General features: G+C 42.7%; 27 protein-coding genes. 6 read left to right on the forward strand and 21 right to left on the reverse strand.

What is annotated here, in order from left to right; genetic code table 11:
* Position 1: 1 nt before the first annotated feature.
* From NSQ16_RS16425 to mnhG, 3 genes are read left to right on the forward strand one after another with little or no spacing between them, the layout of a single operon-like run.
* Positions 2-478 carry a Na+/H+ antiporter subunit E gene (locus NSQ16_RS16425; protein WP_339232324.1) on the forward strand — a complete coding sequence of 159 codons (477 nt, stop codon included), beginning with the start codon at positions 2-4 and terminating at the stop codon, positions 476-478.
* Positions 478-762, forward strand: coding sequence for a Na(+)/H(+) antiporter subunit F1 (locus NSQ16_RS16430; RefSeq protein WP_003228814.1), 285 nt, complete (start codon positions 478-480; stop codon positions 760-762). Before NSQ16_RS16425 ends, NSQ16_RS16430 begins: the two co-directional genes overlap by 1 nt.
* Positions 746-1,120 carry a monovalent cation/H(+) antiporter subunit G gene (mnhG, locus tag NSQ16_RS16435; RefSeq protein ID WP_003244302.1) on the forward strand — a complete coding sequence of 125 codons (375 nt, stop codon included), beginning with the start codon at positions 746-748 and terminating at the stop codon, positions 1,118-1,120. The genes NSQ16_RS16430 and mnhG overlap by 17 nt, the downstream gene beginning before the upstream one ends.
* Positions 1,121-1,160: 40 nt before the next feature.
* On the opposite strand, the gene NSQ16_RS16440 is transcribed toward mnhG, so the two are convergent.
* From NSQ16_RS16440 to degQ, 6 genes are all read right to left on the reverse strand, one after another.
* Positions 1,161-1,541, reverse strand: coding sequence for a hotdog fold thioesterase (locus NSQ16_RS16440; protein ID WP_017695528.1), 381 nt, complete (start codon positions 1,539-1,541; stop codon positions 1,161-1,163).
* 18 nt (positions 1,542-1,559) lie between these two features.
* A complete protein-coding gene (gene comA / locus NSQ16_RS16445; RefSeq protein ID WP_003220716.1) occupies positions 1,560-2,204 on the reverse strand; it encodes a two-component system response regulator ComA in 645 nt (214 codons plus the stop codon).
* Positions 2,205-2,284: 80 nt separating this feature from the next.
* Complete coding sequence (locus tag NSQ16_RS16450) at positions 2,285-4,585, reverse strand: histidine kinase (protein ID WP_088300729.1); 2,301 nt, start codon at positions 4,583-4,585, stop codon at positions 2,285-2,287.
* A gap of 11 nt (positions 4,586-4,596) precedes the next feature.
* On the reverse strand, positions 4,597-4,761 hold the full coding sequence (comX, locus tag NSQ16_RS16455) for a competence pheromone ComX (RefSeq protein WP_015384519.1): 165 nt from the start codon (positions 4,759-4,761) through the stop codon (positions 4,597-4,599).
* Positions 4,762-4,773: 12 nt separating this feature from the next.
* On the reverse strand, positions 4,774-5,634 hold the full coding sequence (locus NSQ16_RS16460) for a polyprenyl synthetase family protein (RefSeq protein WP_128422373.1): 861 nt from the start codon (positions 5,632-5,634) through the stop codon (positions 4,774-4,776).
* Positions 5,635-5,818: 184 nt separating this feature from the next.
* A complete protein-coding gene (gene degQ, locus NSQ16_RS16465) occupies positions 5,819-5,959 on the reverse strand; it encodes a degradation enzyme regulation protein DegQ (RefSeq protein WP_003220708.1) in 141 nt (46 codons plus the stop codon).
* Positions 5,960-6,180: 221 nt separating this feature from the next.
* Between degQ and NSQ16_RS16470 the strand changes: the two genes are divergently transcribed.
* A complete protein-coding gene (locus tag NSQ16_RS16470) occupies positions 6,181-6,306 on the forward strand; it encodes a hypothetical protein (RefSeq protein WP_144500545.1) in 126 nt (41 codons plus the stop codon).
* A gap of 113 nt (positions 6,307-6,419) precedes the next feature.
* Positions 6,420-6,788, forward strand: a complete 369-nt coding sequence (locus NSQ16_RS16475; RefSeq protein ID WP_144500544.1) for a hypothetical protein — start codon at positions 6,420-6,422, stop codon at positions 6,786-6,788.
* On the opposite strand, the gene pdeH is transcribed toward NSQ16_RS16475, so the two are convergent.
* The 7 genes from pdeH to NSQ16_RS16510 form a co-directional block, all read right to left on the reverse strand.
* A complete protein-coding gene (pdeH, locus tag NSQ16_RS16480; protein ID WP_003243525.1) occupies positions 6,764-7,993 on the reverse strand; it encodes a cyclic di-GMP phosphodiesterase in 1,230 nt (409 codons plus the stop codon). The genes NSQ16_RS16475 and pdeH overlap by 25 nt on opposite strands.
* A gap of 136 nt (positions 7,994-8,129) precedes the next feature.
* Positions 8,130-9,602 carry a nicotinate phosphoribosyltransferase gene (locus tag NSQ16_RS16485; RefSeq protein ID WP_003228788.1) on the reverse strand — a complete coding sequence of 491 codons (1,473 nt, stop codon included), beginning with the start codon at positions 9,600-9,602 and terminating at the stop codon, positions 8,130-8,132.
* A gap of 15 nt (positions 9,603-9,617) precedes the next feature.
* Entirely contained in the window at positions 9,618-10,169 is a 552-nt protein-coding gene (locus NSQ16_RS16490; protein WP_015714627.1) for an isochorismatase family cysteine hydrolase, read from the reverse strand.
* Between the two features lie 96 nt (positions 10,170-10,265).
* Positions 10,266-10,664: a YueI family protein gene (locus tag NSQ16_RS16495; protein ID WP_085185940.1), complete on the reverse strand. Its 399-nt coding sequence runs from the start codon at positions 10,662-10,664 to the stop codon at positions 10,266-10,268.
* Positions 10,665-10,735: 71 nt separating this feature from the next.
* Entirely contained in the window at positions 10,736-10,984 is a 249-nt protein-coding gene (locus NSQ16_RS16500; RefSeq protein ID WP_003228783.1) for a YueH family protein, read from the reverse strand.
* Between the two features lie 72 nt (positions 10,985-11,056).
* Positions 11,057-11,278 (reverse strand): spore germination protein, encoded by a 222-nt coding sequence (locus NSQ16_RS16505; RefSeq protein ID WP_015384524.1) that lies wholly within the window; start codon positions 11,276-11,278, stop codon positions 11,057-11,059.
* 59 nt (positions 11,279-11,337) lie between these two features.
* A complete protein-coding gene (locus tag NSQ16_RS16510; protein ID WP_014480712.1) occupies positions 11,338-12,447 on the reverse strand; it encodes an AI-2E family transporter in 1,110 nt (369 codons plus the stop codon).
* A 114-nt stretch (positions 12,448-12,561) separates the two neighbouring features.
* Between NSQ16_RS16510 and NSQ16_RS16515 the strand changes: the two genes are divergently transcribed.
* Complete coding sequence (locus tag NSQ16_RS16515; protein WP_015251329.1) at positions 12,562-12,951, forward strand: DUF2283 domain-containing protein; 390 nt, start codon at positions 12,562-12,564, stop codon at positions 12,949-12,951.
* A 40-nt stretch (positions 12,952-12,991) separates the two neighbouring features.
* On the opposite strand, the gene NSQ16_RS16520 is transcribed toward NSQ16_RS16515, so the two are convergent.
* The 8 genes from NSQ16_RS16520 to yukD all read right to left on the reverse strand — a co-directional run bounded on the left by NSQ16_RS16520 (position 12,992) and on the right by yukD (position 24,795).
* A complete protein-coding gene (locus tag NSQ16_RS16520; protein WP_003220677.1) occupies positions 12,992-13,228 on the reverse strand; it encodes a YuzF family protein in 237 nt (78 codons plus the stop codon).
* Positions 13,229-13,404: 176 nt separating this feature from the next.
* A complete protein-coding gene (locus NSQ16_RS16525) occupies positions 13,405-13,935 on the reverse strand; it encodes an HD domain-containing protein (protein WP_003244444.1) in 531 nt (176 codons plus the stop codon).
* 197 nt (positions 13,936-14,132) lie between these two features.
* A complete protein-coding gene (locus tag NSQ16_RS16530) occupies positions 14,133-14,864 on the reverse strand; it encodes a (S)-benzoin forming benzil reductase (protein WP_122894659.1) in 732 nt (243 codons plus the stop codon).
* 62 nt (positions 14,865-14,926) lie between these two features.
* The gene (gene essA / locus NSQ16_RS16535) at positions 14,927-15,382 is read right to left on the reverse strand and encodes a type VII secretion protein EssA (RefSeq protein ID WP_015251327.1); all 456 of its coding nucleotides are present in this window, start codon (positions 15,380-15,382) and stop codon (positions 14,927-14,929) included.
* 31 nt (positions 15,383-15,413) lie between these two features.
* Positions 15,414-18,641 (reverse strand): type VII secretion protein EsaA, encoded by a 3,228-nt coding sequence (gene esaA / locus NSQ16_RS16540; protein ID WP_327837290.1) that lies wholly within the window; start codon positions 18,639-18,641, stop codon positions 15,414-15,416.
* Positions 18,638-23,125, reverse strand: a complete 4,488-nt coding sequence (essC, locus tag NSQ16_RS16545; RefSeq protein WP_327837293.1) for a type VII secretion protein EssC — start codon at positions 23,123-23,125, stop codon at positions 18,638-18,640. Before essC ends, esaA begins: the two co-directional genes overlap by 4 nt.
* 60 nt (positions 23,126-23,185) lie before the next feature.
* On the reverse strand, positions 23,186-24,541 hold the full coding sequence (gene essB / locus NSQ16_RS16550) for a type VII secretion protein EssB (protein ID WP_339232327.1): 1,356 nt from the start codon (positions 24,539-24,541) through the stop codon (positions 23,186-23,188).
* Between the two features lie 14 nt (positions 24,542-24,555).
* Positions 24,556-24,795, reverse strand: coding sequence for an ESX secretion system protein YukD (gene yukD, locus NSQ16_RS16555; RefSeq protein ID WP_003228763.1), 240 nt, complete (start codon positions 24,793-24,795; stop codon positions 24,556-24,558).
* Positions 24,796-24,835 lie beyond the last annotated feature (40 nt).

The following is a 24,835-nucleotide window of genomic DNA, read 5'->3' on the forward strand; positions in this document are numbered from 1 at the left end:
CATGGCATTTCAAATTTTATTAAATATGTTTCTCGCTTTTTGCTGGATGTTCTTAAGCAACAGTCCAAGCGCCGCAGGATTCATTACAGGCTATATTCTGGGAATGCTCTCTCTCTTTTTCTTCCGGCGCTTTTTCACTCGCCAGTTTTATCTATGGAAATTGATTTCTATCATCAAGCTCTGTTTCATTTTTATAAAGGAACTGTACCTTGCCAATGTCAGTGTGATGAAATCAGTCTTATCTCCAAAAATGAATATCAGACCGGGTATTTTTGCTTTTAAAACTGAACTGACGAAGGACTGGGAAATCACCCTGCTTTCTCTGCTCATTACATTAACGCCGGGAACCTTGGTGATGGATATTTCAGATGACAGAACAATACTTTATATTCATGCAATGGATATCGAGGATGCGGAAAAAGCGATTTTTGATATTCGGGAGTCATTTGAAAAAGCCATACAGGAGGTGAGCCGGTGATGTTTACGCTGATCCTGCAAATCGCGCTCGGCATTATGGCAGTGTCTACCTTTTTGTATGTCATTCGTGTCATTAAAGGGCCGACTGTGCCTGACCGGGTCGTGGCTCTGGATGCAATCGGCATCAATCTGATCGCAATCACGGCGCTTGTCTCCATTTTGCTGAAAACAAGTGCGTTTTTGGATATTATTTTGTTGCTGGGGATTTTATCGTTTATCGGAACGATCGCATTTTCCAAGTTCCTGGAGAAAGGAGAGATTATCGAAAATGATCGAAACCGCTAAGGTCGTTGTGGCTGTATTCATTTTGCTGGGTGCTCTAATATGCCTCATTGCTTCATTTGGCGTACTTCGCCTTCCCGATGTGTTTACACGCGCTCATGCTGCTTCTAAAGGCTCAACATTAGGTGTCAATATGATTCTGCTCGGTGTCTTCTTCTATTTGTGGTTTGTGACGGGGGAGCTCTCCGCTAAAATCCTGCTTGGGATTCTCTTTATCTTTATTACGTCGCCTATCGGCGGGCACTTGATCTGCCGTGCTGCGTATAACTCCGGCGTCAAGCTTGATGAGAGAAGCGTACAGGATGACTATAACGGAATCAGAAACTTTGTGATTAAACGAAAAGAGGATTCTTATCTATAAAAATAATAGCAGCCGGACAGGCAGAGTTCCGGCTGTTTTTTTATTTCTTGATGACAGCCAGCGTGCATCTGGATATACAGATCAGCCTCTCTTGCTCGTCATATATGTGAATGTGATAGACAATCGTCGTTCTGCCGATATGAACGGGCTCGGCTATCGCCTTTACCGTTCCTTCCTTTACAGATTTTAAATGGTTGGCGTTAATCTCCAAACCGACACAAGCCTGTGTTGAATGATCAATCAGGTTCTGTGCACCTGCGCTCGCCGCTGTTTCCGCCAGGGCCACTGAAGCGCCCCCATGCAAATATCCGAACGGCTGAACCGTCCGATGATCCACCGGCATGACCGCAACGCATCGTTCCGCTGTGTTTTCAACAATCTCTATACCAAGCGCTTCAAGCAATGTGTGTTTCGTATCCATCATCTACACCCCCAACATTTAAAGTACACCGTCTGATTTCGCAATCAAAACCGCTTCCGTCCGTGAACCGACATTCAGCTTATTGAAAATCGATGTCAAGCTGTATTCAATGGACCGCTTGCTTAAATGAAGGGCATCTGCGATTTCTTGGTTTGTAAATCCCTTTTCAACTTCTTGAAGAATCAGGCATTCTCTAGGTGTGAGCACATCTTGTTCTTTTTGAGAGGAAGGAGCCGGCTTTGTTTTTTGCTGAGTCATCAGCTGTTTAAAGTAAGCAAAATCGACTAAAATTTCTCCGTTGAGTACGTGGTATATGTATTGGGTGATCTTTTCTTTAGATTCCGTTTTGCTGATGGCACCGTGCAGACCCGCACGAATCGCTTCCTCGAAATAATCCTCGACCTCATAACCGGTATACACGATAATTTTACAATGAGGATTCTCTTGTAAAATCTGTTTAGAAAGCTCCATCCCATTGACCTCGCCGCCTAGATTCAGATCCATTAAAATGAGATCATATGACGAGAAATCATGCTGCTTGATAAACTGTTCGCTCGGTTCAGGACTGAGACAATCAACAGACAAATTCGAATCCGTTTCCAAAATTGTCTTGGTGCCTTCCATGACAGCCGGATGGTCATCAATCACTAGTATCTTTTTCATGTTTTCCTCCCTTTTACTCACTCTTTTCCATTTTATAAAAAAGACTTGGCCTGTGCCAAGTCGTTTCCGTTATAAATCCATTACAATTCGATTTCAATATCAGCCTTAAAGCCCTTTCCTTCACTTGTTTCAATCCGAAGGCGCCCATCTAAAGCCCTGACTCTCTCCTTAATGCCAGAAAGCCCCATGCTCATGGAATGCTCAGTATTCTTTTCCTGATCAAACCCTACGCCATCATCCTCATAATGAAGAACGATTTTGTTTTGAATACTGATGAGCATAATCAGCACATCCGTCGCCTGAGAGTGCTTGACCGCATTAGACAGAAACTCTTGAATGATCCGGTACAAATTCAGCTGCGAATCCAGATCAAGGGAAGCCGTAAATCTCCCGGTATTTAAACGAATATGAAACGGAACCCGCTCCTGCTGCTGCGCCACCAGCTTCGACAGCGCCTTGACCAGCCCAAGATCATACAGAAGCTGCGGCCGCAGCTCATGACACGTCTCCCTCGTCATCGAAATCACATCAGACATCTGCTCATTCATCTGTACAAGCTTGTCCTGCACCTCTTCACGGCACGGATTATCATCCTTCTTGAAATCACCCAAAAACAGCTCACACTGGCGTTTTAAGGAAATCAAATCCTGAAGAACCGAATCGTGGAGATCGCGGGCGAGATCAGAGCGTTGTTTTTCCTCGATCGTATACATGAGTTTTTTGAGCCATACGGGGTTAGATTCTTGTTGTTTTATTTCTTCTAAATGACTCATCAGTTCTTCGATTTTCATGACGTTTTCGATCGATACGTTTGTATAAAAAGCCAAAGTTTTCAGCCAAGAAAGTTCTTCGAGTGTGAGACGAGGCGTATTCATTTTAGATAAACAAAGGATCACAAATGATTTACCACCGCGTTCACCAATCTTCATGACAAAACCTTTATTAAATTCAACGATTTTCCCTATTTCGGATGTTACTTTTCTAAATTCTTTTTCATAGACTTTTTCAAATGAATTTTGATTAAGTTCTTCATAGAGTTTAATACTTCCATCAACTGAAACCTCATAAATATGGGCTCGGCTTACAAGCGAAACCTCAAGTATCGTGGTTTTCAGTTCCTCAAATACTTGGGTCAAAGAAGTTGAATCTCTAATCAACTGCGTAAATTTATATATACTGTCTTGATAATTGAATTTTTCCGAAACCCTTTTTAATCTAAATCTGAAATCAAGTACTTCTTTATAATAAAAGACCGCCACCATAATAATATACATAAGAATCGCCAGTCTGAAATAATAGAAATCTCCAGCTGGATTTCCTATTAACTCGAATACCGTAACTAAAATAATTGTGGGCGTTAATGCTAATATTCCATAATATTTTAACCTACTTAAAATAAAATCCACATTATAAATTTTATTTGTCATAAATTGATAAACCAAAGAAAATGGTATTAGGAACATAAATGAAGCAGCTACAAAAGAAGAAATCCCATCAGTGCTTAAGAATACATAAGGTATTATATATAAAAACAAAAACGGCGAAAAAGATAAGATATTAATTATGGTAAGAACTTTTATAATATGTGCTTGTTCAGTATCCTTACTTTTAATTAAAATAGATCCAAAATATACGCTCACGATTATAAATGAAATAAAGAACGAAAGTAAATTTATTTTAGGCACATAATGTCTAAAGAAAAGTTGAGTTCGCAACAATTCAAAAACTAGATTTAGTACTGGAATTGCATATAATATAAAAACTTTTTTGTTAAATAACACAGTGCCCAGTTCTTTAAAATACTGATACAAGAAAAGAAGATAATTAAACATTACAGATGTTAAAGTGAATACCATTATACATCTGCTTAACCAATCTCCCTTTGCAGATCCACCCGCACTTAAGTATGCTAAAGAAGCAGATAACAAGAAAATGATTAAAATCAAAGCAGAGAGTAGTTTTTTCGATTCATTTATTTTTAGAATGAAGAAACAACAAAATAGACAGGCTATATAAAATATTAATGGGATCACAAAAGTAGTAAAATTCCCATCATTCATTAAATCAGGCTTAATTTTAACCTTTTCTCCATCTCTCTCGACGACTATTGAACTCACATGGTTTGAATTATATTTTTGAACTTCAAGAGGACGCTTAACTTTATGATTATTGATACTTTTGATGACGTCCCCTTTTTGTATGCCTGAGTAATAAGCCGTAGAAAATTCCTCAATATTTGTTATTACAACTTCATTGTCTTGATTTTCAGCTACTGCTGCACCAACTAAAAGTTTACTCGAACTTATATACGTTAAATAAGTTACATAGACTAAACTAACTAAAATCAAAAAAATTGAAACTTTGTTGTACCATGCCTTCATTTATTAAAGCCTCACGAAGGAACCCAATTACCATTAGTATAAATTTGCAGCCCTCTAAAGGCATCAACTATACTTTTCAATTGATCCTTATCTATATTTAATAAAGAGGCTCTGCCTTCCATGACCTCATCTAAAACTTCTGGATTTTTTACTAAGTATCCGACTATTTCCTGCATATAAATCCTCCTTTATTTTATGATTCCTGTTATTAATTTTTTTATTTTATTCTCTTGCAATTCTAATCTAGCAATTTCTTTCTTTAGTTTTTGTAATGACAAGTGTTTCATTACAAGTAAATATTGCACTACGCCTGCCTCAGTTAATTTTTCTTTTATTTGTTTGGAATTCAATGATAAGAACAACTCAGTATTTTCATACCAACTCAAGATTTCTGCAGAAGCTGCATTAAAACGTTTATTTAAGTATAAGTATGCCAATGTGTTTTTCTTCTGAATAAAATCGTTATTTAGATAATATAAACCTCGGTAATCATTTTCGATTTGTGCAATAATCCCAAGTTCATAAGAATAAGAAGCTACAATGGGATGGTATTTGCCTGTTGCCAGCATTACTCCCATTACACAGGGCAATGCCGTTAGCGCTCCTGATTTATTTTTGATCATTTCAAGACAGGCTTCTTCCGTTTGCGGCGCATTCACAATATCATCATGCTGGCCTTGAATTGATTGTAACGCAAAATTCAATATCTCTTGTGAAAATTCTGGTTCATGACTAGCTTGACACATCACTTGTATACTTAGGGTGTAAAGAGCTGTAACTGCATTTAAAGCGATTGACGAGTCAATCTTCATCCAGACAGCACTTCCATTATCTTGATCCTCTAAGTCATCATAAATATCGAATGAGAGTATAAGCAATTCAATTCCGGCAGCTAGCCATTCGATTGCTTTTTGGTCCTGACCGTTAAAAGCTAAATAATGATGAAGAGCCAAATCGGCAAACTCAAACGTATCCTTAGACTCAATAAAATTCTGAAGATATCGTTCCAAGTCCTGATTCATTATTTTTTGGCTTACAATCTCCTTCATTTTCTCCTTGATCCGGACAGAATCTAAACATATCTGCTCAATAACGACTTCCCCCCTCCCATTCCATTTTACTAAATGGGACATTTAAAGGACAGCAGGTTTTTCGTTTTTTAACAATCATATAATACTTTATCCATTTATTGTATCGGTAGAACGAAAAAAAAGACTTGTTTCCAAGTCTTTTTCACGAAATTTTCATTGCATAATTGTATTTATCGAGTTGATCAATGCTTTTGTTAATGTTTCGTAATGAATCTGTCGTTTCTTTAATATCAAGTTCGAGTCGGAATAACAATTGTTTTACTTCTTCAAGTTTCTTTTCCATCGTTTCCACACTCCTTTTTTTGAAAGATCAATGAATTGTGTATGGTGAACGAGTCCTAGGTATTTGATCTGTTACTAATAGTGTATCTGCTTTCGGCTCATTTTTCACCGAAAAGTATGCAAAAAAGTCCTGCGTGACACCGCAAATCTCAATAGGTCCTTATACTCAAAGGAATCACAACAAGAACGGGACTATCTTTCTATGTGAAAGAGCGTTTATATGTGCTGAAATTGAGAAAGATTCTTAATCTCCTTGATTTTAACGGGTTTCGCATTTTCACTAAGCAAGACTATAGTCCTTCATACCGTATTTTCAAAATTGAATATGTGATTCTTGGCGTTTCCTGACCGACAAACACCGAAAAAGACCGCAACGCTAAAGTTGTGGCCTTTTCGCTTTGTCATATTCGGCAATTAGGGATCTATACATATAGAAACATCCTTTTTTGCGAGGTGCTCCCATGAGATATCGTTATCCCTGGTTTTACGTGTATCCGTATGAGGTACGCCGTCCGCCCGCTCCTGCCAACAATATTGATACCTTTATCCGTTCAGCGAAGCAGGCCGCAGGGATATTTGCGGATGCCCAGCTCGTTCTCAGCCGCATTGCGGGCTCGCGGGAGCTCTCGCGCCGCATTCTGACCGCAGCCGAGCAGTCCGATAAACAAACCATCAAGCGCCTGATCAAACAAATGGGCGTCCGGCATGAAGTGGATACGGTCTTTAATCCCGACGGCATCTATATCAGCCTTATCGGAACGCAAAGCCGAATGATTCTTGCTTTGCGGTGGTCAGAGGACCGCAATCATTTTGCGTCCATAAGATTATGACACCATTCCAGAGCCTCTAAATAACATTCATACGCTTCTTCTTTGTCGAGTTGATTGCCTAATTCTGAGCAAGTGTCCCAGTTGTTGCTTTCAATTAATTTCACAAGCTCAAGCATTTGGTAGTAGTCGTTTTGATGGCCTAATAATGCTTGCCCGACTTCATCTTTTAAAGGCAATTCTTGAACAATTTCCTCTATTTCTCTATGCAGGAGGGTGTCTATGAGAGAAAACATTCCGATCAGCATATAAGAAGCAGGCTGCGGCCGGGATGTCTTTCTTGCCAGCAGTTCGCAAAGCTTTGCTCTTATCAAAGAAATCTTAATGATTTCGTGCTTGCTGGAATGCCCTTTCCTGCTTAAATCCTTAAAGGAAAGAATATATATCCACCGTTTGATTTCATTAAATCCCAGCAGCATAATGGCCTGTTGAATGCTTTCAATTTTCTGGCTCAAACGGCTGTGGGATGAGTTTAAAAATTTTAAAATCTGATAGGACAGTGATAAATCCCGCTCTATGTACTCTGTCACACGCTTTATGTTAGGCTGCTCTTTGCTCAGTTCGTTAAGCAGTTCATAGTAAGAATAGAAATGAGTCGATAGGTCATGCCCGCTGATGATGCGCGGCTCGCTGAAAAAGTAGCCTTGGAATAATTGAAAGCCGTCTTGGACCGCCTGTTTATATTCTTTTCGGGTCTCTACTTTTTCCGCTAAAAAAATCAGGCCGCGGCAGCCGTAGGTTTGCAAAATTGTTCTGCGTTCCATTCGTGTTGTTTTGAGAAAATCAATTTTCAATATATCAATATAGCTCATGAGTTTTTCCAGTAAGTCCTCATCTTGCGGGTTTATTGCATAAAAATCATCAAGCGCCAGCATATACCCCATTTTTTTCAATTCTTTGCATCTAGAAATGAGGGCCGGCGTGATCGGTATATCTTCAAGGATTTCAATGACAAGCTGTTTCGGATTGAAGGAGGTGGGAAGATTCGAAAACATCAGGCTTTCCGTAAAATTAACAAAACAGCGTTTCCCTTCCGTCAGCTTCTCAATTCCGATGTTTAAAAAGCTGTTGATCACCAAATCTGTTGTTGCCTGATCGCCGTCTTTAGCGCTATACACGTTCTCTTCGCTTTCTCTATACAGCAGTTCATAAGCAACAACCTGTTCTTTTCTATTAAAAATAGGCTGTCTTGCAACAAACACCCTCATTGATTTATCCCCCTTACAATACGCGCGGCTTTCACCCCTAAGTATATCAAATAATTTGACGAAAATTGTCTAAACATGAAAAATAATATATACATAAAGAAAACTGGCCCCTCGCGAACGAAAGGCCAGTTTTTCTTTATTCTTCCTCAAGCTCTTCTTCAATTCTGCTTTTCACTTCGTGGATCCGCTGCATTTTATTGCTCCAGCAGTCCTCGCTTAAATCAACCGGGTATTCCTCCGGCTTGCTGATTCTCTTATATTCCTCCCAAAGCAGGCTGAGGTTATCCTGCACATACTGCTGTATGTCTGAAATCTCAGGGTTTTGGTAGCAAAGAATACCCTTCTCAAAAATCAGCTCATGAAGATCCTTCGCATAAAAATTCGTGACAAATTTGCTGATGAATGTATGAACCGGGTGGAACATTCTGAGCCGCTTCTGATCATTCACCTGCTCATCATAAAGCGCAATATAGTCGCCTTCAGAATGATGGTTGGACTGATTAATAATGCGGTAGACTTTCTTTCTGCCCGGTGTCGTCACTTTTTCAGGATTGGACGAAATTTTGATCGTGTCAACCATTTTCCCGTCTTCTTCAATGGCAACGAGTTTATAAACTGCGCCGAGAGCCGGCTGGTCATAGGCAGTGATCAGCTTCGTACCGACACCCCAGACATCAATGCGCGCTCCCTGAGCCTTTAAATTCATAATGGTGTGCTCATCCAAATCGCTTGAAGCAATCACCTTCGCATCTGTAAATCCTGCTTCATCAAGCATTTTCCGGGCTTTTTTTGACAGGTACGCCAAATCGCCGCTGTCCAGACGGATGCCAATGAAATTAATGCGGTCGCCGAATTCCTTGGCAACCCTAATCGCGTTCGGCATGCCTGAACGAAGCGTGTCATACGTGTCAACTAAGAAAACGCAATCCTTATGTGTTTCCGCGTATTTTTTGAAAGCTGTATATTCATCGCGGTAAGCCTGCACAAGCGCATGCGCATGTGTGCCGGAAACCGGGATATTAAAGCGCTTTCCGGCTCTTACATTGCTTGTCGCGCTAAAGCCGCCGATTAAGGCTGCTCTCGCTCCCCACATGGCCGCATCCATTTCGTGCGCCCGTCTTGTTCCGAATTCAAGCGCAACTTCATCACCAATGACGCCTTTAATCCGGGCAGCCTTTGTTGCGATTAATGTTTGATAGTTCACAATGTTGAGCAAAGCTGTTTCAATCAGCTGCGCTTCTACCAGGGGTGCCTCCACCCTCATAATCGGCTCATTGTTAAAAACGAGCTCTCCTTCTTTCATAGAGTAAAGTGAACCTGTAAAAGATAACCCGCGCAAATATTCAATAAAATCTTCATGATACCCGAGTTCATCCTGTAAATAACTCAAATCGCTATCCGTAAACTTGAAATTTTCCAAGTATTCAATGGCTTTTTCCAAGCCCGCAAATACGGCATAGCCATTTTCAAACGGAAGCCTTCTGAAAAACAGCTCAAAAATCGCTTTCTTTTCATGAATGCCGTCTCTCCAGTACGTTTCCGCCATATTGATCTGATAAAGGTCTGTATGTAATGACAGGCTGTCATCTTTAAATCCGTACTCTAACACTGTTTTTCCCCTTCCTTACTCTGCCACTTGCGCTCCGATGCTGTTTGCAAAATGGGAAAGAGCCCATGCGTGCCCCTCCTGATTAAAGCTGGCAACAGCTTGTTTATGCACAACAATCCCAAAACCTTTGTTATATGCGTCAACAGCTGTATGCAACACACAAATATCTGTGCAGACACCGGCAAGGTGCAGTTCGCCAATCTGCCGCTCTCTGAGTTTGAGCTCTAAATCAGTTCCCGCAAAAGCAGAATATCTCGTTTTTTCCATGTAGTAAACATTAGGCTCATGTTCATGTTTCTGATATAGAGGCAAAAGCTTTCCGTACAGATCTTTTCCTTCCGTGCCTTTTATATTATGCGGAGGAAAAAGACGGGTTTCAGGGTGATATTGATCCCCTTCATCATGAGAATCTACTGCTAATACGACGTAATCACCGTTTGTGATGAATTCTTCAGTTAAATTGACGATCGCCTCTTCAATCATTCTGCCGGGCTCCCCGCAGGTCAATTTTCCGTCACTCGCCACAAAATCATTCGTATAATCAATACAAATAAGTGCTTTTTTCATAGCCGGCCTCCCCGCCATCAGTATGAGAACATTATATCTTATCTCCAGTTGTAAGTGAATTGCCATGAACAAAAAGACAAACGGTCCGTTTGTCTCTTAAGATTTCAGCACTGACCGATTATAAATGTCGTCCTGAATATATATCAATTCACGATTCACAGCGATGTCAGCCGCAATGACGATGCCTAAAGGCGTATGAAACTGAAGATCAGATACAATCTTGAAGGGCACTCCGTACCGGTTCGCCATTTGGATATAAGGAGAGTAAGACTGATACTGAAGCTCTCCATTAACCAAAAGGGTGACGTTATGGCTGTTTTTCAGCTCGTGCTCCGCCTCTTTATACGGTTTACTTCTAAGCACCTGTCCTTTCGTCAGTGCCAAAACGACTCTTTCTCTTAAAGAGCCTAAAAACAAATGGCGCTCGTCAGGCTTTGTCTCCAAAGGCCCATACATTCCTTGCTGCAAATAGAGATCCATTTTGTCTTCACTCAAAAGCCTGTCCTCCCGTCTTGTTTGTCTTCATTATCACCTGAACAGGCAGGAGCTAAACTTTCAAGCGCCGTTTACATTTCTGTTACCCAATGAATGATTTTTTTGGCCAGCTCACCAGCAGGGGTTTCCTCTGTATGCCGGCGCAACGACGCTTCCAGCCGTTCAGGCAGAGTTGCTTTATCTTCTTCATAGGAAATGATCGTGCTCCACTCCAGCTGTGGTACCGCTACAAGCGTGCGCAGTTCTTTTCTGTTTTCATGCAGATACACGTCCGTGATCATTCCGGTTTGCGTATTGATATTTGCTTTTCTGATTTTCATAACATGACCTCTCTATTAAAAGACTACCCATATTATACAATAAAAAAGCAACAGCCTCTTGTGAAAAGGCTGTTACCCGTTAAACGAAACTGTTTCATCAGTGATATCGGCATCTTTGAAAAGAGTTTTACTCGTTTGGTTGTTAATCTTCACAAAATCACCAAGCTGAAAAGCGCCTGACCCCGCCCCTGAATGAGCGACACTTTTGGGCGAAATCGCAAATACGTCTCCAAAGCTTGCCGCGGCATTACCCGTAACTGACATGATATAAATCGGCCCCACAATTGCAGGCATTTCCCCACCTCCGCATTGATTTACAGCATCATATGCAAAGAGCCGCTAATGGTGCCCGCCTATTCAGCTGGCTTTGCGTTTTCCTCGAGTCGTGACCGCTGGCGCAGCTTGATCAAGCGGACAATATTCAGGAAGAACGCCTTCACTACCGCATAAACCGGCACCGCTAAAATCATGCCGAGAATTCCGCCGAAGCTTCCCGCTCCGATTAATAGCAAAATAATCGTAAGCGGATGGGTATTCAGCCGCTTTCCGATCACAAGAGGAGACAGCAGGTTTCCGTCCAGCTGCTGAACGATGACGACCACAATAATCGCAAACAGCGCTTTGGCCGGCGAGTCCATAAAACCGACAATGACAGCCGGCGCGGCACCGAGAAAAGGCCCGACATAGGGAATGATATTGGTAATCGCCATGACAATCCCGAGAATCAGGGCATACGGCAGTCCGGCAATTAAATAGCCAATAAAACACGCTGTCCCGACAAAAAGACAAATTAACAGCTGACCCTGGAAGTATGCCGCAAGCGTATCGGATAAATCTTTAAAAATTTTCAAGCCTTCTGTCCGATAAGAAGCCGGAAGAATTTTTACTGCCAGATGCGGAAAGCGGTGTCCGTCTTTCAGCATGTAAAAAAGGATAAATGGAACAGTAATAATAACAAGCGTGATGTTTGTCACGACACCAAACACCGCAGATAAACTGGACGTGATATTTTGCGGCAGGTTTTGGAGAAAACTTGTCAATGACTGTTCAATTTTTGATATCGATACATAATCCTGGTTCATCATCCAGGTAAACCATTGAGAATGGGACAAATCCTTTGTCAGCGCCTGAATCTGTTTTATATAATCAGGAAGGTTGTTAAACAGCCCTGTCACCTGTGAGGTGATGATAGGTCCGACTGACGCTGAAATAAAGGCAAGCAAACCGATAAACAGTAAATAGATCAATAGAATGGATAATGTCCGCGGAATTTTTTTCTCAAGCAGGCGGACGACCGGATTAAATATGAAATACAAAATTCCCGCAATCAGCATCGGGAAAAACAATGTCGAGATAAAAACAATAAACGGCTGAAATACAAATGAAACTTTTGTTGCTACAAAAATAATCAGCAAAACAAATAAAATCTGCAATGTCCAAAAATGGACTTTTGATTTCAACAAGCTTTGTTCCTCCTAGTTTTTCTTTGTCTGTCAGATAAAAGAACTTATACCCCATCATTGTAACAAAAATGAACTCATATCAGAACTCTTAATATAATGAAAGGAGTGTTGGTGATGAAGGCCGTGACATACGATACAGATTCAGAACTGGCTTATATCTATGTTCTTCCTCCGAAAAAGAACAGGAATGTACGGACTGAGGAGCTCAGAGTCAATGATTGTCTCCTGCTGGATATCAGCCAAGATGGCAAAATCGCCGGATTCGAATGTTTTGGTGAGGCAGCACACCTCTGTGCCCCATTTGCCGGGAAATCCCGGCTATATGTAAAAGATTCAGACGGTTATCATTTTCGGGTCTGCCAGCATGCTTCAGTCCGTTCCTGCTATACGGTGTACGGTGTCACTTTCTGTTTTTCAGATGGTGACTATCAGGAATTTGCCGGCTTTGACCTTGATGGAACAATGTATCATAGTGCGTTTTTACAGCGCTTAACTGAAAAATAGGACGTCCCGGTGTACGCCTATTTTTCATGCGCAAGCACTGTTAGACCCGCTCACTGTAATCTGGGGTGACGGAAATCATGTGCTGGATTCTGATCAAACAAACAGAATTTCGGGCTCCTTCAATTGTGATATGGTCAGGTTTTACATCGATCAGTCTGCCTCTGACCGTATCTCGTACTGTCTGTATAACGAACCTTGAGCCGATGAGCTTTTTAATGGTCTGATAGACATAAGGATCGACTAAAGAGACCAGTTGCGGACTACCTTGGTTGACCATACTTTTATCCCCTTTGTGTGTTTTATCTCAGCTTATGCCGCGCTTATGGATAATGACACAGGCTTACCTGATAAAACAAAGGAGTGCGGAGATTTTAGGAGAATACGTTTGGAAGCGGGTGTAAAGGAAGTATCGATGAAGCGGAGACAGCGAAGAAAGCTGGCGCTGTTCCGTACTTATACAGGCTTTATCACGGATGCCTGGGCTTGGTCGATTAATTGGTCCAGCTTTTCTATTTTTTTTCGTGCGGTTGAAGGATCAATTTGGCGGTAATGATGGTGGCCGCCCGGCTCTTCATCCAGTTCGTCCGCTTTTTTGACAATCTGCTGCAGCGTGTTTTTATCTAATTCGCCTTCAGGCAAATAGGAATCTGTATGAAGCAAAATGGCTAGTGCAATCTCTTTTGCCGCTTTCGGTTCCTCGCCAAGCCGAATCAGAAGTTTATGCGCCCGTTCCGCCCCTTTAATGGCATGGATGTCATTTCTTTTGTATTTCTCATAATCCCACTTTCCGTCTGTATACCATTCATAATGGCCAATGTCATGAAGCAGTGCCGCTTTTGCTGCTAAATCAGGATTAATGTCAGCCTTCACAGACAGCCTGTATGCATGATAAGCGCAGGCAATCGCATGTGCCACGCCGGAACGCTGAAGATATTTTTGTGCAATTGGATGGGTGAAAACATCCATTAATGTAACCTTTCTCATGGAAACCCCTCCTTTAGATATTTTTAGAATCCTAACATAATTTGCAGAGAAACTCAATTCTTATGTCACATCATTTTGATCTTCTTATCATCATTGTTATACCCTAAAAGCAACGTTTCAGTCAGTATATGCGGCTGTTCAATAAAATGCGCTGGCTGTAGCCTTTTGTATAAAAAAAAGAGCAGAAAATATCTGCTCTACAAAAACTCTTTAATATCATAAATGCGGCCGTTTTCCGTCCCTTTTTCTAGTAAAGAAAGCAGCGTGCCGGCAATAAAGTCCGGACTGCGAAGGCTTCCTGTTTCATTTAATTTCCGGAATCGTTCAATGTGGTGGAAATCCTTTTTCGATGAAGAACGGATGACGGCCTGCATCTCAGTGTCCATCACTCCAGGTGAGAACGAAATCATGTTCACCGGCAGCTCTTCATCCTCCTGTTCAAATCCGAATGTCCTCGTAAACATGTCGAGCCCGGCTTTTGAACTGCAATACGCGCTCCATCCCTTATATGGATTTTTGGCGGCTCCTGAAGTAATGTTGACAACCGTCTTTTTGCCGCTGTATGAAGCAAACCGTTTTGTAAACAGCTGACTCAAAAGCACGGGCGCAGTCAGGTTCAGCTGATAATGGCGCTGAAGCTCGTCAAGAGACGCTTCGCCGGCACGTTTGATCGGCGTTACCATTCCGGCGTTATTGATAAGGGTAATACCAGAATAACGATCTGGATCGATGGATGAGAGCAATGTTTCAAATTGCTGTTCAGCTTCTTCAAGATTGATGAGGTCTATTTGATGCTGCGTTAGTTTTTCATGAGAGACATCTGTTTTCGTTCTGGATAAGGCATGGACTTCATGCCCCTTTTCTAAAGCCTGTAATGCAACGGCTTGACCCAGCCCTTTTGACGCTCCGGTGATGATATAAAGTTCCATTGGAAACCTCCTTTTCCGTTATTATTGTACGGCACTGCTTTTACACAACACAAGCACGCGGCCTACGCCTTCTTGTTTTCCTGCGCTGTGACTTTTGGGATGAGGAACACGATGCCTGCAATTCCGAGCAGGATCAGTACGACATAGATCATCGGCAGCAGCAATGATGATGTTTCTTGTTCATCTTCTGTTTCCGTTGATGATGTCTTTGTTATTGGTTTTTCTGCAAATGTAATTCCAAGCTGTTTCGACTGGGCCGCAATCGTGTTGGAATCCTCGGCATTTGTTGATGTAAACAAATCTTTTATCAGCTCGGCGTCCTTGTCCTTCGGTTTATCAAAAGTGATATCCTTTTGTTCCTCAGGCAGTTCTGTTTTTTCTTCATAGTAGGTATCTTCATGCAAATAATTCGTATCGATTTCGATGTCTTTTTTCTCATACTGGTTTGGCGCGACATCTGTATTTTCTTCAGTTTGGGCAGCCGCTGCAGAGGGTATGAAAAGGGAAAAGGAGAGCATACAAATCATGATCCCCTTTTCCATGCTGCGATCACGCTTCATACGTTTCATCGCTTTCTGCTGTGTGTTCAGCCATCAGCCGGATAATCAGCGGCAGAGCCGCGGCAATCACCGTAATGATCAGCAGAACTGTTATTCCCATTGTAAACAAGTGCCCAGTACCGTACTGGATGTCGATATATACTTTCGAAACCGGATCTTCAAATGTAAAGTTCGGCATGATCAAATCAATAAGCGGTGCGACATAGAATAGAATCATTGCCGCTGAAGCAACCCAGCCAGGGATTGATCCGAATCTGAATGCCGTCCGGATGAAGGCAGAGCTTGCGACCAGCAATAGAATCGTAAACACCGACCACTTAATCGTCTGATCGTCCGGCAATGAATAAATATTCAAGCCGAACAAGCTGATCATAAGTCCGACAAGGATATTCAGAATTCCGAATAACGCTCCTTTGACGAGAAGCGGTGCGTTTTGGTAATACGAGCTGAAATAGCCGATTAACAGACTGCTGATCAACACAATGACAAGGATGACAACCGGAGGTACCGTCTGAATTTTTTCTTCCGGAACCTCTCCGCTGATTTTAAGCGGATTCGCTAAGTAATCATATACATAGCCATTGTTTTGCCCGTCTACTAATGTATTTCCGAGTATGCCGTATACGTCATTTCGCACGAGTTTCGTGGAGGCTACATTTTTCCCCCAGTTGTTGTTTAAGGTGTCGGCTTTCGCTTGAACATCATTGACGCTTTGCTGCATGTTGGTTGTGTAATCAATGATGCCTGACTGGCGATCAGACAATGAACCCATCATGTCTGACATTTGCAGCACTTCCTGGCCGACCGTATCTTGGACACTCAGTGCCATGGTGCCAGACAGCCCATCGTTGCTGAACGTCGCAGATTCCTGTGTTGCGCCCGTTACAAGCTGTTCTGACGCTTTTGCGGCACTTTCAGAGATTTTCGTCAGTTCGTCGAGAACACCTGCTTGAGAGTCACGGATAAAGCCGCTGTAGTCGTCCGCAAACTTGGTCATTCCGTCGATGAAGCTGTTAATATCCTCATCTGTTTGCATCGTGTTGTTTTTGAGAGCTTCCCAGCTGGCTGATTCTTCAGGTGTGAGAGCCAGGACTGATTTGACGTTGCCCTGCTGGCCGTCAATAGCGCCGGCTTTTGCAGCACTGTCAATCGTACCGGATAATACAGAATCATAAACAGATAGATATTTATAGTATTTCATTAAGTCGTTAATGTTCTCTGTATTTATTTCCCCTTGAAATTCTTTTTGATATTGTAGCTGGTCTTTATTTTCTAGCTCCCGAATCATTTTATAAATGCCACTATTATACACCTGTCCATGCATATCTTTTAACTGATCTTCTAAATCAATTACTTGTTTCTTCAATTTAACAATTTCATCATCTAGGTTGCCTATTTTCTCTTGCAATTCTTTTAATTTCTTATCTAGCTCTTCATTATGGGCAGCTTCTTTTTCTTTGAGCTCTTCTTCAATTTGCTTGATTCGCTCAGACGCTTTGCTGAGCTGTTCCTTTGCTTTGGCGATATCAGAAATGTCGCCGTTTCCTGGTTGATCTTGGTCCCCAGGCTCCGTCGTATCTCCGCCGCTGCCGGTATCTCCTGAATCTCCTGTACCGTCTTCATTTGCCAGCTTGATAAATTGAAGGGCTGAGTCAGATGAAGCAGTCTGTTCGGCAGATGTGCCCGTTTCGGTTTGTCCGCTGTCGGACGCACCATCAGAGGCATCGCCGTTCTGCTCCTGACCGTCTGTTCCCTTCTGCTGGTCTTGATCCTGAGTACTGCCGCCCGTTTGTCCGTCATTACCGGTATCACTGCTGTTATTGTCTTCTCCAGAATTATCATTTTGATCATTTGGAATCGTCCCGTCTCCATCATTATTTCCGGAATTTGTATCCGGATCTGGAGTAGTGTCCTCTTTTTCAGGCTCCTTCAGATTGTCTGAAATATCCTGAACATCAGCAGCTATATTTTTCAGTTCTTCACGCTGTTTTTCAAGATCAATTTTGAGTTCTTCAGGATCTTCTTCTTTAGGGTCTTTATCTTTATCTTTATCTTTATCATCATTGTCAGAGCCATCATCTTTCCCTGGGTTTGGATTCCCTATCTCAACAGTGAGTTCCTTACGAGATTCAATAAGCTCAACATACAATTGTTTTAATGCTGTTTGTCTTGATGCGGCCTGATATTGTTCGATTAAATTACTTTGGATTTTTGCCATGCCAAGTTCCTGCTGGGACACTTGCCCTTCCCTAATTTGCTGGGCGTTTGCCAGCACATTGCTGGTTTGTCCGAGCTGTGTCTTCGCTTGGCCGATCCCGGTTGCCAATCCGCTCATGCGTTCGCTGAACTGATTCGCCTTTTGCTGTGCCTGGATGGCATCCAGACCTGTCCGGATTTGCTGCTGTGTTGAATCCTGGGCTGCCAAAAGCAGCTTTTTCTGATTCTCTTGATATTCTTTGTACCTTTCAACTGTATCAATGAATTCTTTCAGCGTGTTTTTGGCTTCCTCCGCCGTAGAAGCTTTTTCTTTTGTCGTGCCTTGCGCTTCATTCATTGATTTCTTCAGCTCATCGATTAAGTCTTTTTGCTGTTTGATTTCACCTGCTAAATCATTAGAGCTTGGTTTGTAAAAGTTGTACATGACATTCTGGAATTCAGATTCTTTATTGACGATCTTGTCAAATTCTCCTCTGATGTTGTCCACTTTTTGCGAAACAAAGTTCCAGTATAAGGCCGACATTTTTTTGTTCATTGTCTTTTGGGCATCCTCAAGCTCCCGCTGAACTTTTTCTTTGTTAACCGCATTCAGGTTATCTTGAATGCTGAATTCGAGCGTTGCTTTTTGAGGATGGTCTTTGTCATAGCTCAAAATGTTTTTTGAGAAGTCTGAGGGAATGTAGACGATCGCATCATATTTCTTTGAAGCGAGACCGGTCTCGGCCGCGCTTCGGTTTACGACCGTCCACGAATAATCAGGACGTTCACCCAGAACGGCCGCTACTTCCTTGCCGAACTGGGCGGATTTGTCCTCTTCATCAGACTTTACCTCATCACTCAATACGCCTGTGTCTTCATTCACCACCGCGATTTGCCGGGTGGAATTGACTGCTTTTTTCGTCGGATCGTCTCCGATAAATCGGAAAAACAAAACCGGCAGCAGCAAAATGATGATGACGGCGGATATTAACTTGATCAAGCTTTTTCGTTGTTCTGTCATCTAGCACTCTCCCTTTCAGCAGAACATAAAGGAATTTGAACTTTTTGCTCCTTCCCGTTTTCCACAACATATCCGAAGCCCGGCTGAATCTCAGGCTCCTGTCTTTGGTACGGGAGAGGAATGACATTTTGCTCAGACTTTTTCATCAGCAGAATCGCGTGGCGGATTTGCTTCATCTCAGTCGTCAAGGAGTCATAGCCTTTTGAGAATTCGCTGTGGTTTCCGCCCGGGATAAAGCTGAACCCAAGATGAGCGTATGATTTCATGAAGTTAGCGAGACGATCTTGTATTCTCGTATCAATCGTCTGCTGGAATCTCGTTATCCCGTCAATCATCAGCACGACTTGTGAGAATCGCAGATTTTGTGCGTCTCCTTGGCGGACGGCTTCTACATACATGGCCTCTCTAGTTTTGAAAATGTCTTCTGCTGTTTCAATCCACTGCTCAATATCTTCTTTCGTTTCCAAATATGAAACATCTGATTCCTTCGCATAATGAGATAAGCCGCGGTCAATCGAGTCAAACAGGCCGATCATTTCAGTTTCATCATCAATCAGATGTTCGAGCATGACTTTTAAGACGTTTGTTTTCCCGCGCTGAGTCTGGCCTAAAATCAGGCAGTGCTTATGCTTGCCTAAATCAAAATAGACTGGGCTGACTGTTTCTTCATGAAGCCCGATCGGTACAGATAAAGGCTTGCGTTCCAGCTTGAAGCGGAGAGAAAATTCTCTCGTAGACAAGCTCTCAGGCAGCATCGGAATCGGTGCCGGCTGCTCCATTGAAGCAAATCGCCCTTGAAGTTTCTGTACGTCTGATTTCAGCTCGTTGAACATGCCGATATCATCATCGGCGTCAACAGGCAGGAACATTTGCGCGAAATAAAGCTCTTCTTTTTGAATGATGACGCGTCCCGGAATCGGCTCAAGATTGAATTTCGGACGGCCGTAAATGGAATATCCTTCTGATTGATCCATGAGATAATGGACAACCTTTGTTTTCAAGTTATTTAACAATGACTGGCGGACAGCATTCACCCGCGTTGCTGTCAGCATAAAGTAGATACCCAAGCTTTGTCCGTCTCTGGAAAGCTGGACAAATTCCGATTCAAGCTCATGCATCTCATCCTTGACAATGTCAAAGTTGTCAATGGTGATAAAAATGAATGGAAGCTCTTCTTCGCTCAGCGCATTGTACATTTTGATGTGGCTGATTTCTTTTTCCCTGAACAGACGTTTACGTCGGTCAATTTCTTCTTTGATTCGAATCATGAACTTTTCAATTTTTCTTGACTGGTCCATCAGGAAGTAATCCGCGGTATGCGGGAGCTTCGCTAATGGCAGCAGCGTTCCGTTTCCGAAATCAAAGATATAGACATGAAGCTCTTCAGGTGTGTATACGTCCGCAAAACTCATCAGGAACGTTGCGGCTGCAATCGATTTTCCGTAGCCCGAAGAGCCGAAGATGCCGATATTTCCATCTTCCATCATCTTATAAGCAATTGGCGCCTGTCTTTGCAGATCAGGTTCATCGACATACGCAAAGTGGAAATGGTCTTTTTCGTTTGAAGGGAAAAGAGTGCGCGGAATACGTTCCGCAAGCGGCGGCAGCCAAGGGCTTGGCAGCTTCTCGATTCCCATTTCATCTTGGATGCGTTCAATTTCGTCAACTACAGCTTCGATTTCGGTTTGAACGTCTTTTTTCGCGTTATCTTCGGTATCAACCTCAGAAAGCGGGATCAGACCCGTATCTGTGACGATCGCGATTTCATCCTCAGTACCGTAGACTTCCTCTAAGTAAGGCGCCCCGCTCCATGCAGATTGGAACAGCTCATACACTTCATTGTTTCCGACCTGCAAATAGCCGCGGCCTGTTACGGTAATGTTTGCGGCATCGCTGTTTTTCAAAATTTCTTTACTGTCGGTGGCATCCTGGACCTTGAGCGCTACTTTAAAGCGCGAGTTACTCCAGATCTGGTCGTCGATGATGCCGCCTGGCTTCTGTGTCGCCAAAATCAAATGAACGCCGAGGCTTCGTCCGATACGCGCGGCACTGACAAGCTCCCTGATAAAATCAGGCTCCTCGCTTTTCAGCTCGGCAAACTCATCAGAGATTAAGAACAAGTGAGGCATCGCCACTTCTGCTTTCCCTTGCTTGTATAGCTTTGTATAGTCATTGATGTGATTGACTTGATACTGGTCAAACAGACGCTGCCTTTTTTTCAGCTCGCTTTTAATGGAAGCAAGCGCACGCATACTGAAGTTTTTGCTTCCTTCAATATTTGTGATCGTGCCGAGGAGGTGGGGAATGTTGCGGAACGGCTGCGCCATTCCTCCGCCTTTATAGTCAATTAGTAAGAAAGCCGCTTCATGCGGATGAAAATGCACTGCAAGTGACAAGATGTAGGTCTGGAGAAATTCACTTTTCCCTGATCCCGTTGTCCCCGCAAGCAAGCCGTGCGGACCGTGTGCTTTTTCGTGAAGGTTCAGATACACAATGTCATCTTTCCCTTTATAGCCGATCGGCACTGACAGCGACTTCGACGATTCACTTGTCAGCCATCTTTGCTGAATGCCGATTTCTTTTACTTCCTTCGCATGAAAAAGCTCCAGGAACGATACCGTTTCCGGAATGGAATTCGTAATGCCGACCTGGTGGTTCAGCGTCCGCAGTGTGCGTGAAAACCGTTCGTTGTCCTCACGCTGATGATGATCGAGACGGAACGGAATTCTTACCGCTTTTTTCTTTTGTATTAAAATGTCGCCTTCATGCTCATTGATGTAGCGGACAAGAGTTGTAATGTTTTCCGACAAGCTTTCCTTTGTTTCCGCCGCGACAATTGTCGAGATGCCCAGATGCTCATGCTGTCCTTCTAAATATTCGAGAATGACATGCTCAGAGATCAGCTGCTGATTCGTGATGACAAATACAAAATGCGGTTTGAACTGCAGTTTTTCTTTGTCATCTTCGAGATCACGCTCTCTGATCAATTCGTAAAGTGAAGACAGGAGCTGATCTCGGGTTTGCTCATTATAAATAAATCCTTTTGCATAAATATGGGGCATTTGAAATTGGGGAAGCCACTTCATCCACTCCCAGTCTTTATACTCTTCTTCATGAAAAATAAATACAAAACGCAAATCGTGATAGCTGTTAAAGAACGACAGCTGTCCGATCAACTGGTGAATCTCATTTTTCACAATTTGCGATTTACCGACAAGCCCCATCGGACCTTCTGCCAAATCGACCGTCACCGGCGCATTGCGGATGTCCTTATAGACGCGCTGCATGTGCTGCGACTTCTCCATGAGGTCATCGATATCACGATTCGCCAAGTCTCCGCCGCTCATATTGATTTCATAGCTTGACGGAACTGTTCCCGTCCCAAGCCGCAGCTGGAGATAATCCTTGCTTTCAAGTGATTTTTCCCAGATCCGGTCACTGATTTCACTTGTTAAGTATTTCATTTGTTCAAATGAAGGAAAGTGAAATTCAAGAACCTGCTTTTGCTTTTCAGCAAGTGCCTGAAGCTCTTTCCGCTTATTGTCTAAGTAAAGCTTATATACACGCTCCCGTTTTTCCTCGCGTTTTTTCCGCTGGTTTTTATCCCGGAAATATTGCACTGTCGAGGTAATGAGAGTCATCATAAACATCGCCAAAGAAACGAGTATAAATATGCCGCGCGGCTGGATGATGGCAACTACGCCCATCACGATCAGCATCACAAGCGGAGGCAGGATGACGAGCCACAGCCCTCTGTTGGTTTGATCGCTCTCCTGAGAGGGAAAACTGAAAGAAACGCGGTCATCCGGCAGATCGTATACCATCCGCGGCGTTCTTCTGTACTGCGGATATTTTTTCTGCATCTCTGTACTCGGTTTGACCGTTTCTGTTAACGCTGTTTCAAACTGGGCATAATGAACAATTTCTAAAAGGTCTTGTTCCGTCACCCTCATTTGCGTGAAGTTCCAGAATATTTCATCCCCCGGCTTGAGCGGCGTATTGGCGTTGATTTTCTCTCCGTTCAAGAATATCGTTCCGCTTTCAGGGCGGACCGACCAGCTGCCGCCTGCACGAAGCAAAGAAAACGTGCTTTGTTCTGCAAATGCAAAATCTTGCGGATTCAGATAAATATCTGCATTCGTTTTTTCTGAGGAACATACAATTTCATCCCGATTTCCCGTAAAATAAACGGATTTCTCAGGTTCACTGCCCGTCAATATCAAGCGTATATCCTGCTGATCCGTTTGGAGAGTAAATGATATATCCGTCTCAATCGTGCCGAGACAATCATTTCCCAGGAAAACTTCGTATTGGCCGCCGGATTCCTTTCTTTTAAGAGAAATCACTCCGCTATTAAATGGAATGGAGCTGATCGTAACAGAATCCTTCACATCAGGCCCTATGGTCACCGGATGAGACGACGGGAGGTTAGACAGATTTAATTTTTGAACGTTATTTTGGTAAAAAACCCATAATAGACTCAAATGGCGAACCCCCTTACGGCCGAATGGCAGCATGCGATGACCCGTGCTTCATGTCTCACGTTATTTGTCATCTTTTTTCTCATCTTTCTTTTCTGTTTCTTTTTTCTCGTCTTCTTTTTTCTTCTGTTCTTCTTTTTTCGCTTTTTCCTCGGCTGCGGCTTTTTCTTCTGCCGCTTTCTCTTCTGCTTGTTTTTCTTCGTCTGTTTGTGTCTGTTCTTCGCTTGTATCGACTAACGTTGTTTCAGAATTAGACTGTTTATTTTCTTGACGTTCTTTTTGGGCTTTTTCAAGCTCACTATTTACTGAGTCAAGTTCTTTTTGTATGTCTTCATCATTTGTATCCTCAGATAAAAGCTGCTGTTTATATTTAGCTAGGGCAAAGTAAATATAATCATTGTATTCAAGCTTACGGCCGATACTGATCGCTTCTTTGTATTCTCCTCGACCATAATCAATCCAATACAAGAAATGCTGAGGGTCTGATTGAAGGGTGACTAAGTTATTTTCTATATTTTTGGTTTTTGCACTCCCCAGGTTTTCGACCTCAACATAGGACGTCGCCAGCTGATACTGCACCGATTCAGGCAGGCTTTCCGCATCGTACTTGGACAGTGTACTGATGACTTCACTGTACTGCTTGTTTAAGAACGCACGGTTGCTGTCCACTATCGCCTGGTGCTTTGGCTGCGCGAAAAATAAGGCGTACATCGAATAAATAAGTGCCGGTACAAGCAAAACAATGAGCCCCAGGCCGATATATCGCTGGATGTTCCACTTCTTTCTCGGGATATGTATGTATGTTTTTGCTTTGGCTTCGAGCTCATCAATATGGGTTTGAATCAGCTCGAGCAAATCATCATAGGATTCAGCATCTAATATCGCCTTTGCCTCTGCGGAGAACGTCAGCGTTTCATTGAATTTCAGGTAGTCTTCAAACGCAAAAGCGCCGTCAACTGCCAAAGCCGCTGCCGCTTTCAGCTCCTGCCATACTCTTTCCTCATCACGCTCGTAAGGAGGAATGCTTTCTTTTACTCCATAATGGAGAAAATAAGGCGTAAGCCCTTTATCGAATACAATGTTTTCAGGAGCGACAATCAAATTCAGCCTCGACAGATTGTGCTGCTGTACGGCTTGAACAAGCTGATAGGCAAACTGCCATTTACTTTTTTTATCCTTAGCTTTCATGAAGCGGAATGCTTTATAGGAGGAGGGAGGTTGGATTGTGATGATTACTTCATCATCCGTCACATCGATTTCTTTATGAAAAAATGGATTTATATCTTTGATCACGTTAGCTTCAAGACCGTCGAGAAGCTTTATTTTTTCCCGTTGAAAGGTAAATGTATAGCCGGCATCTGTTTTCTCGGCAACAGCTTCTAATTGGTTTTCTAAATATGATTTTTGTTCACCTGACATTCAACCAGATCCTTTCATAATATTTCAAGCCGGTCTCCGTTTGTAATGCCGCAATCAGACAGCTTGCATTCTCCGGAAAACACCTTATCCTTGTTCACCACTCTGATCCAGTGCCCTTCGCGCGGAGGCATAGATACGCTTTGGGCCTGCCAAGCAATATCAATTACTTTTTTCACCGGGTGGTAATCTGACAATCTGAGATCAAAGACACTGCCGTTATAATGTTTCAAATCTATTGTAATATCAATATACATTTAGGATCACCCTTACATAGAAAGAGCGCCGTCTTCTTTT

It is taken from the genome of Bacillus sp. PS108 (assembly GCF_037963335.1).
Taxonomy (GTDB): domain Bacteria; phylum Bacillota; class Bacilli; order Bacillales; family Bacillaceae; genus Bacillus; species Bacillus subtilis.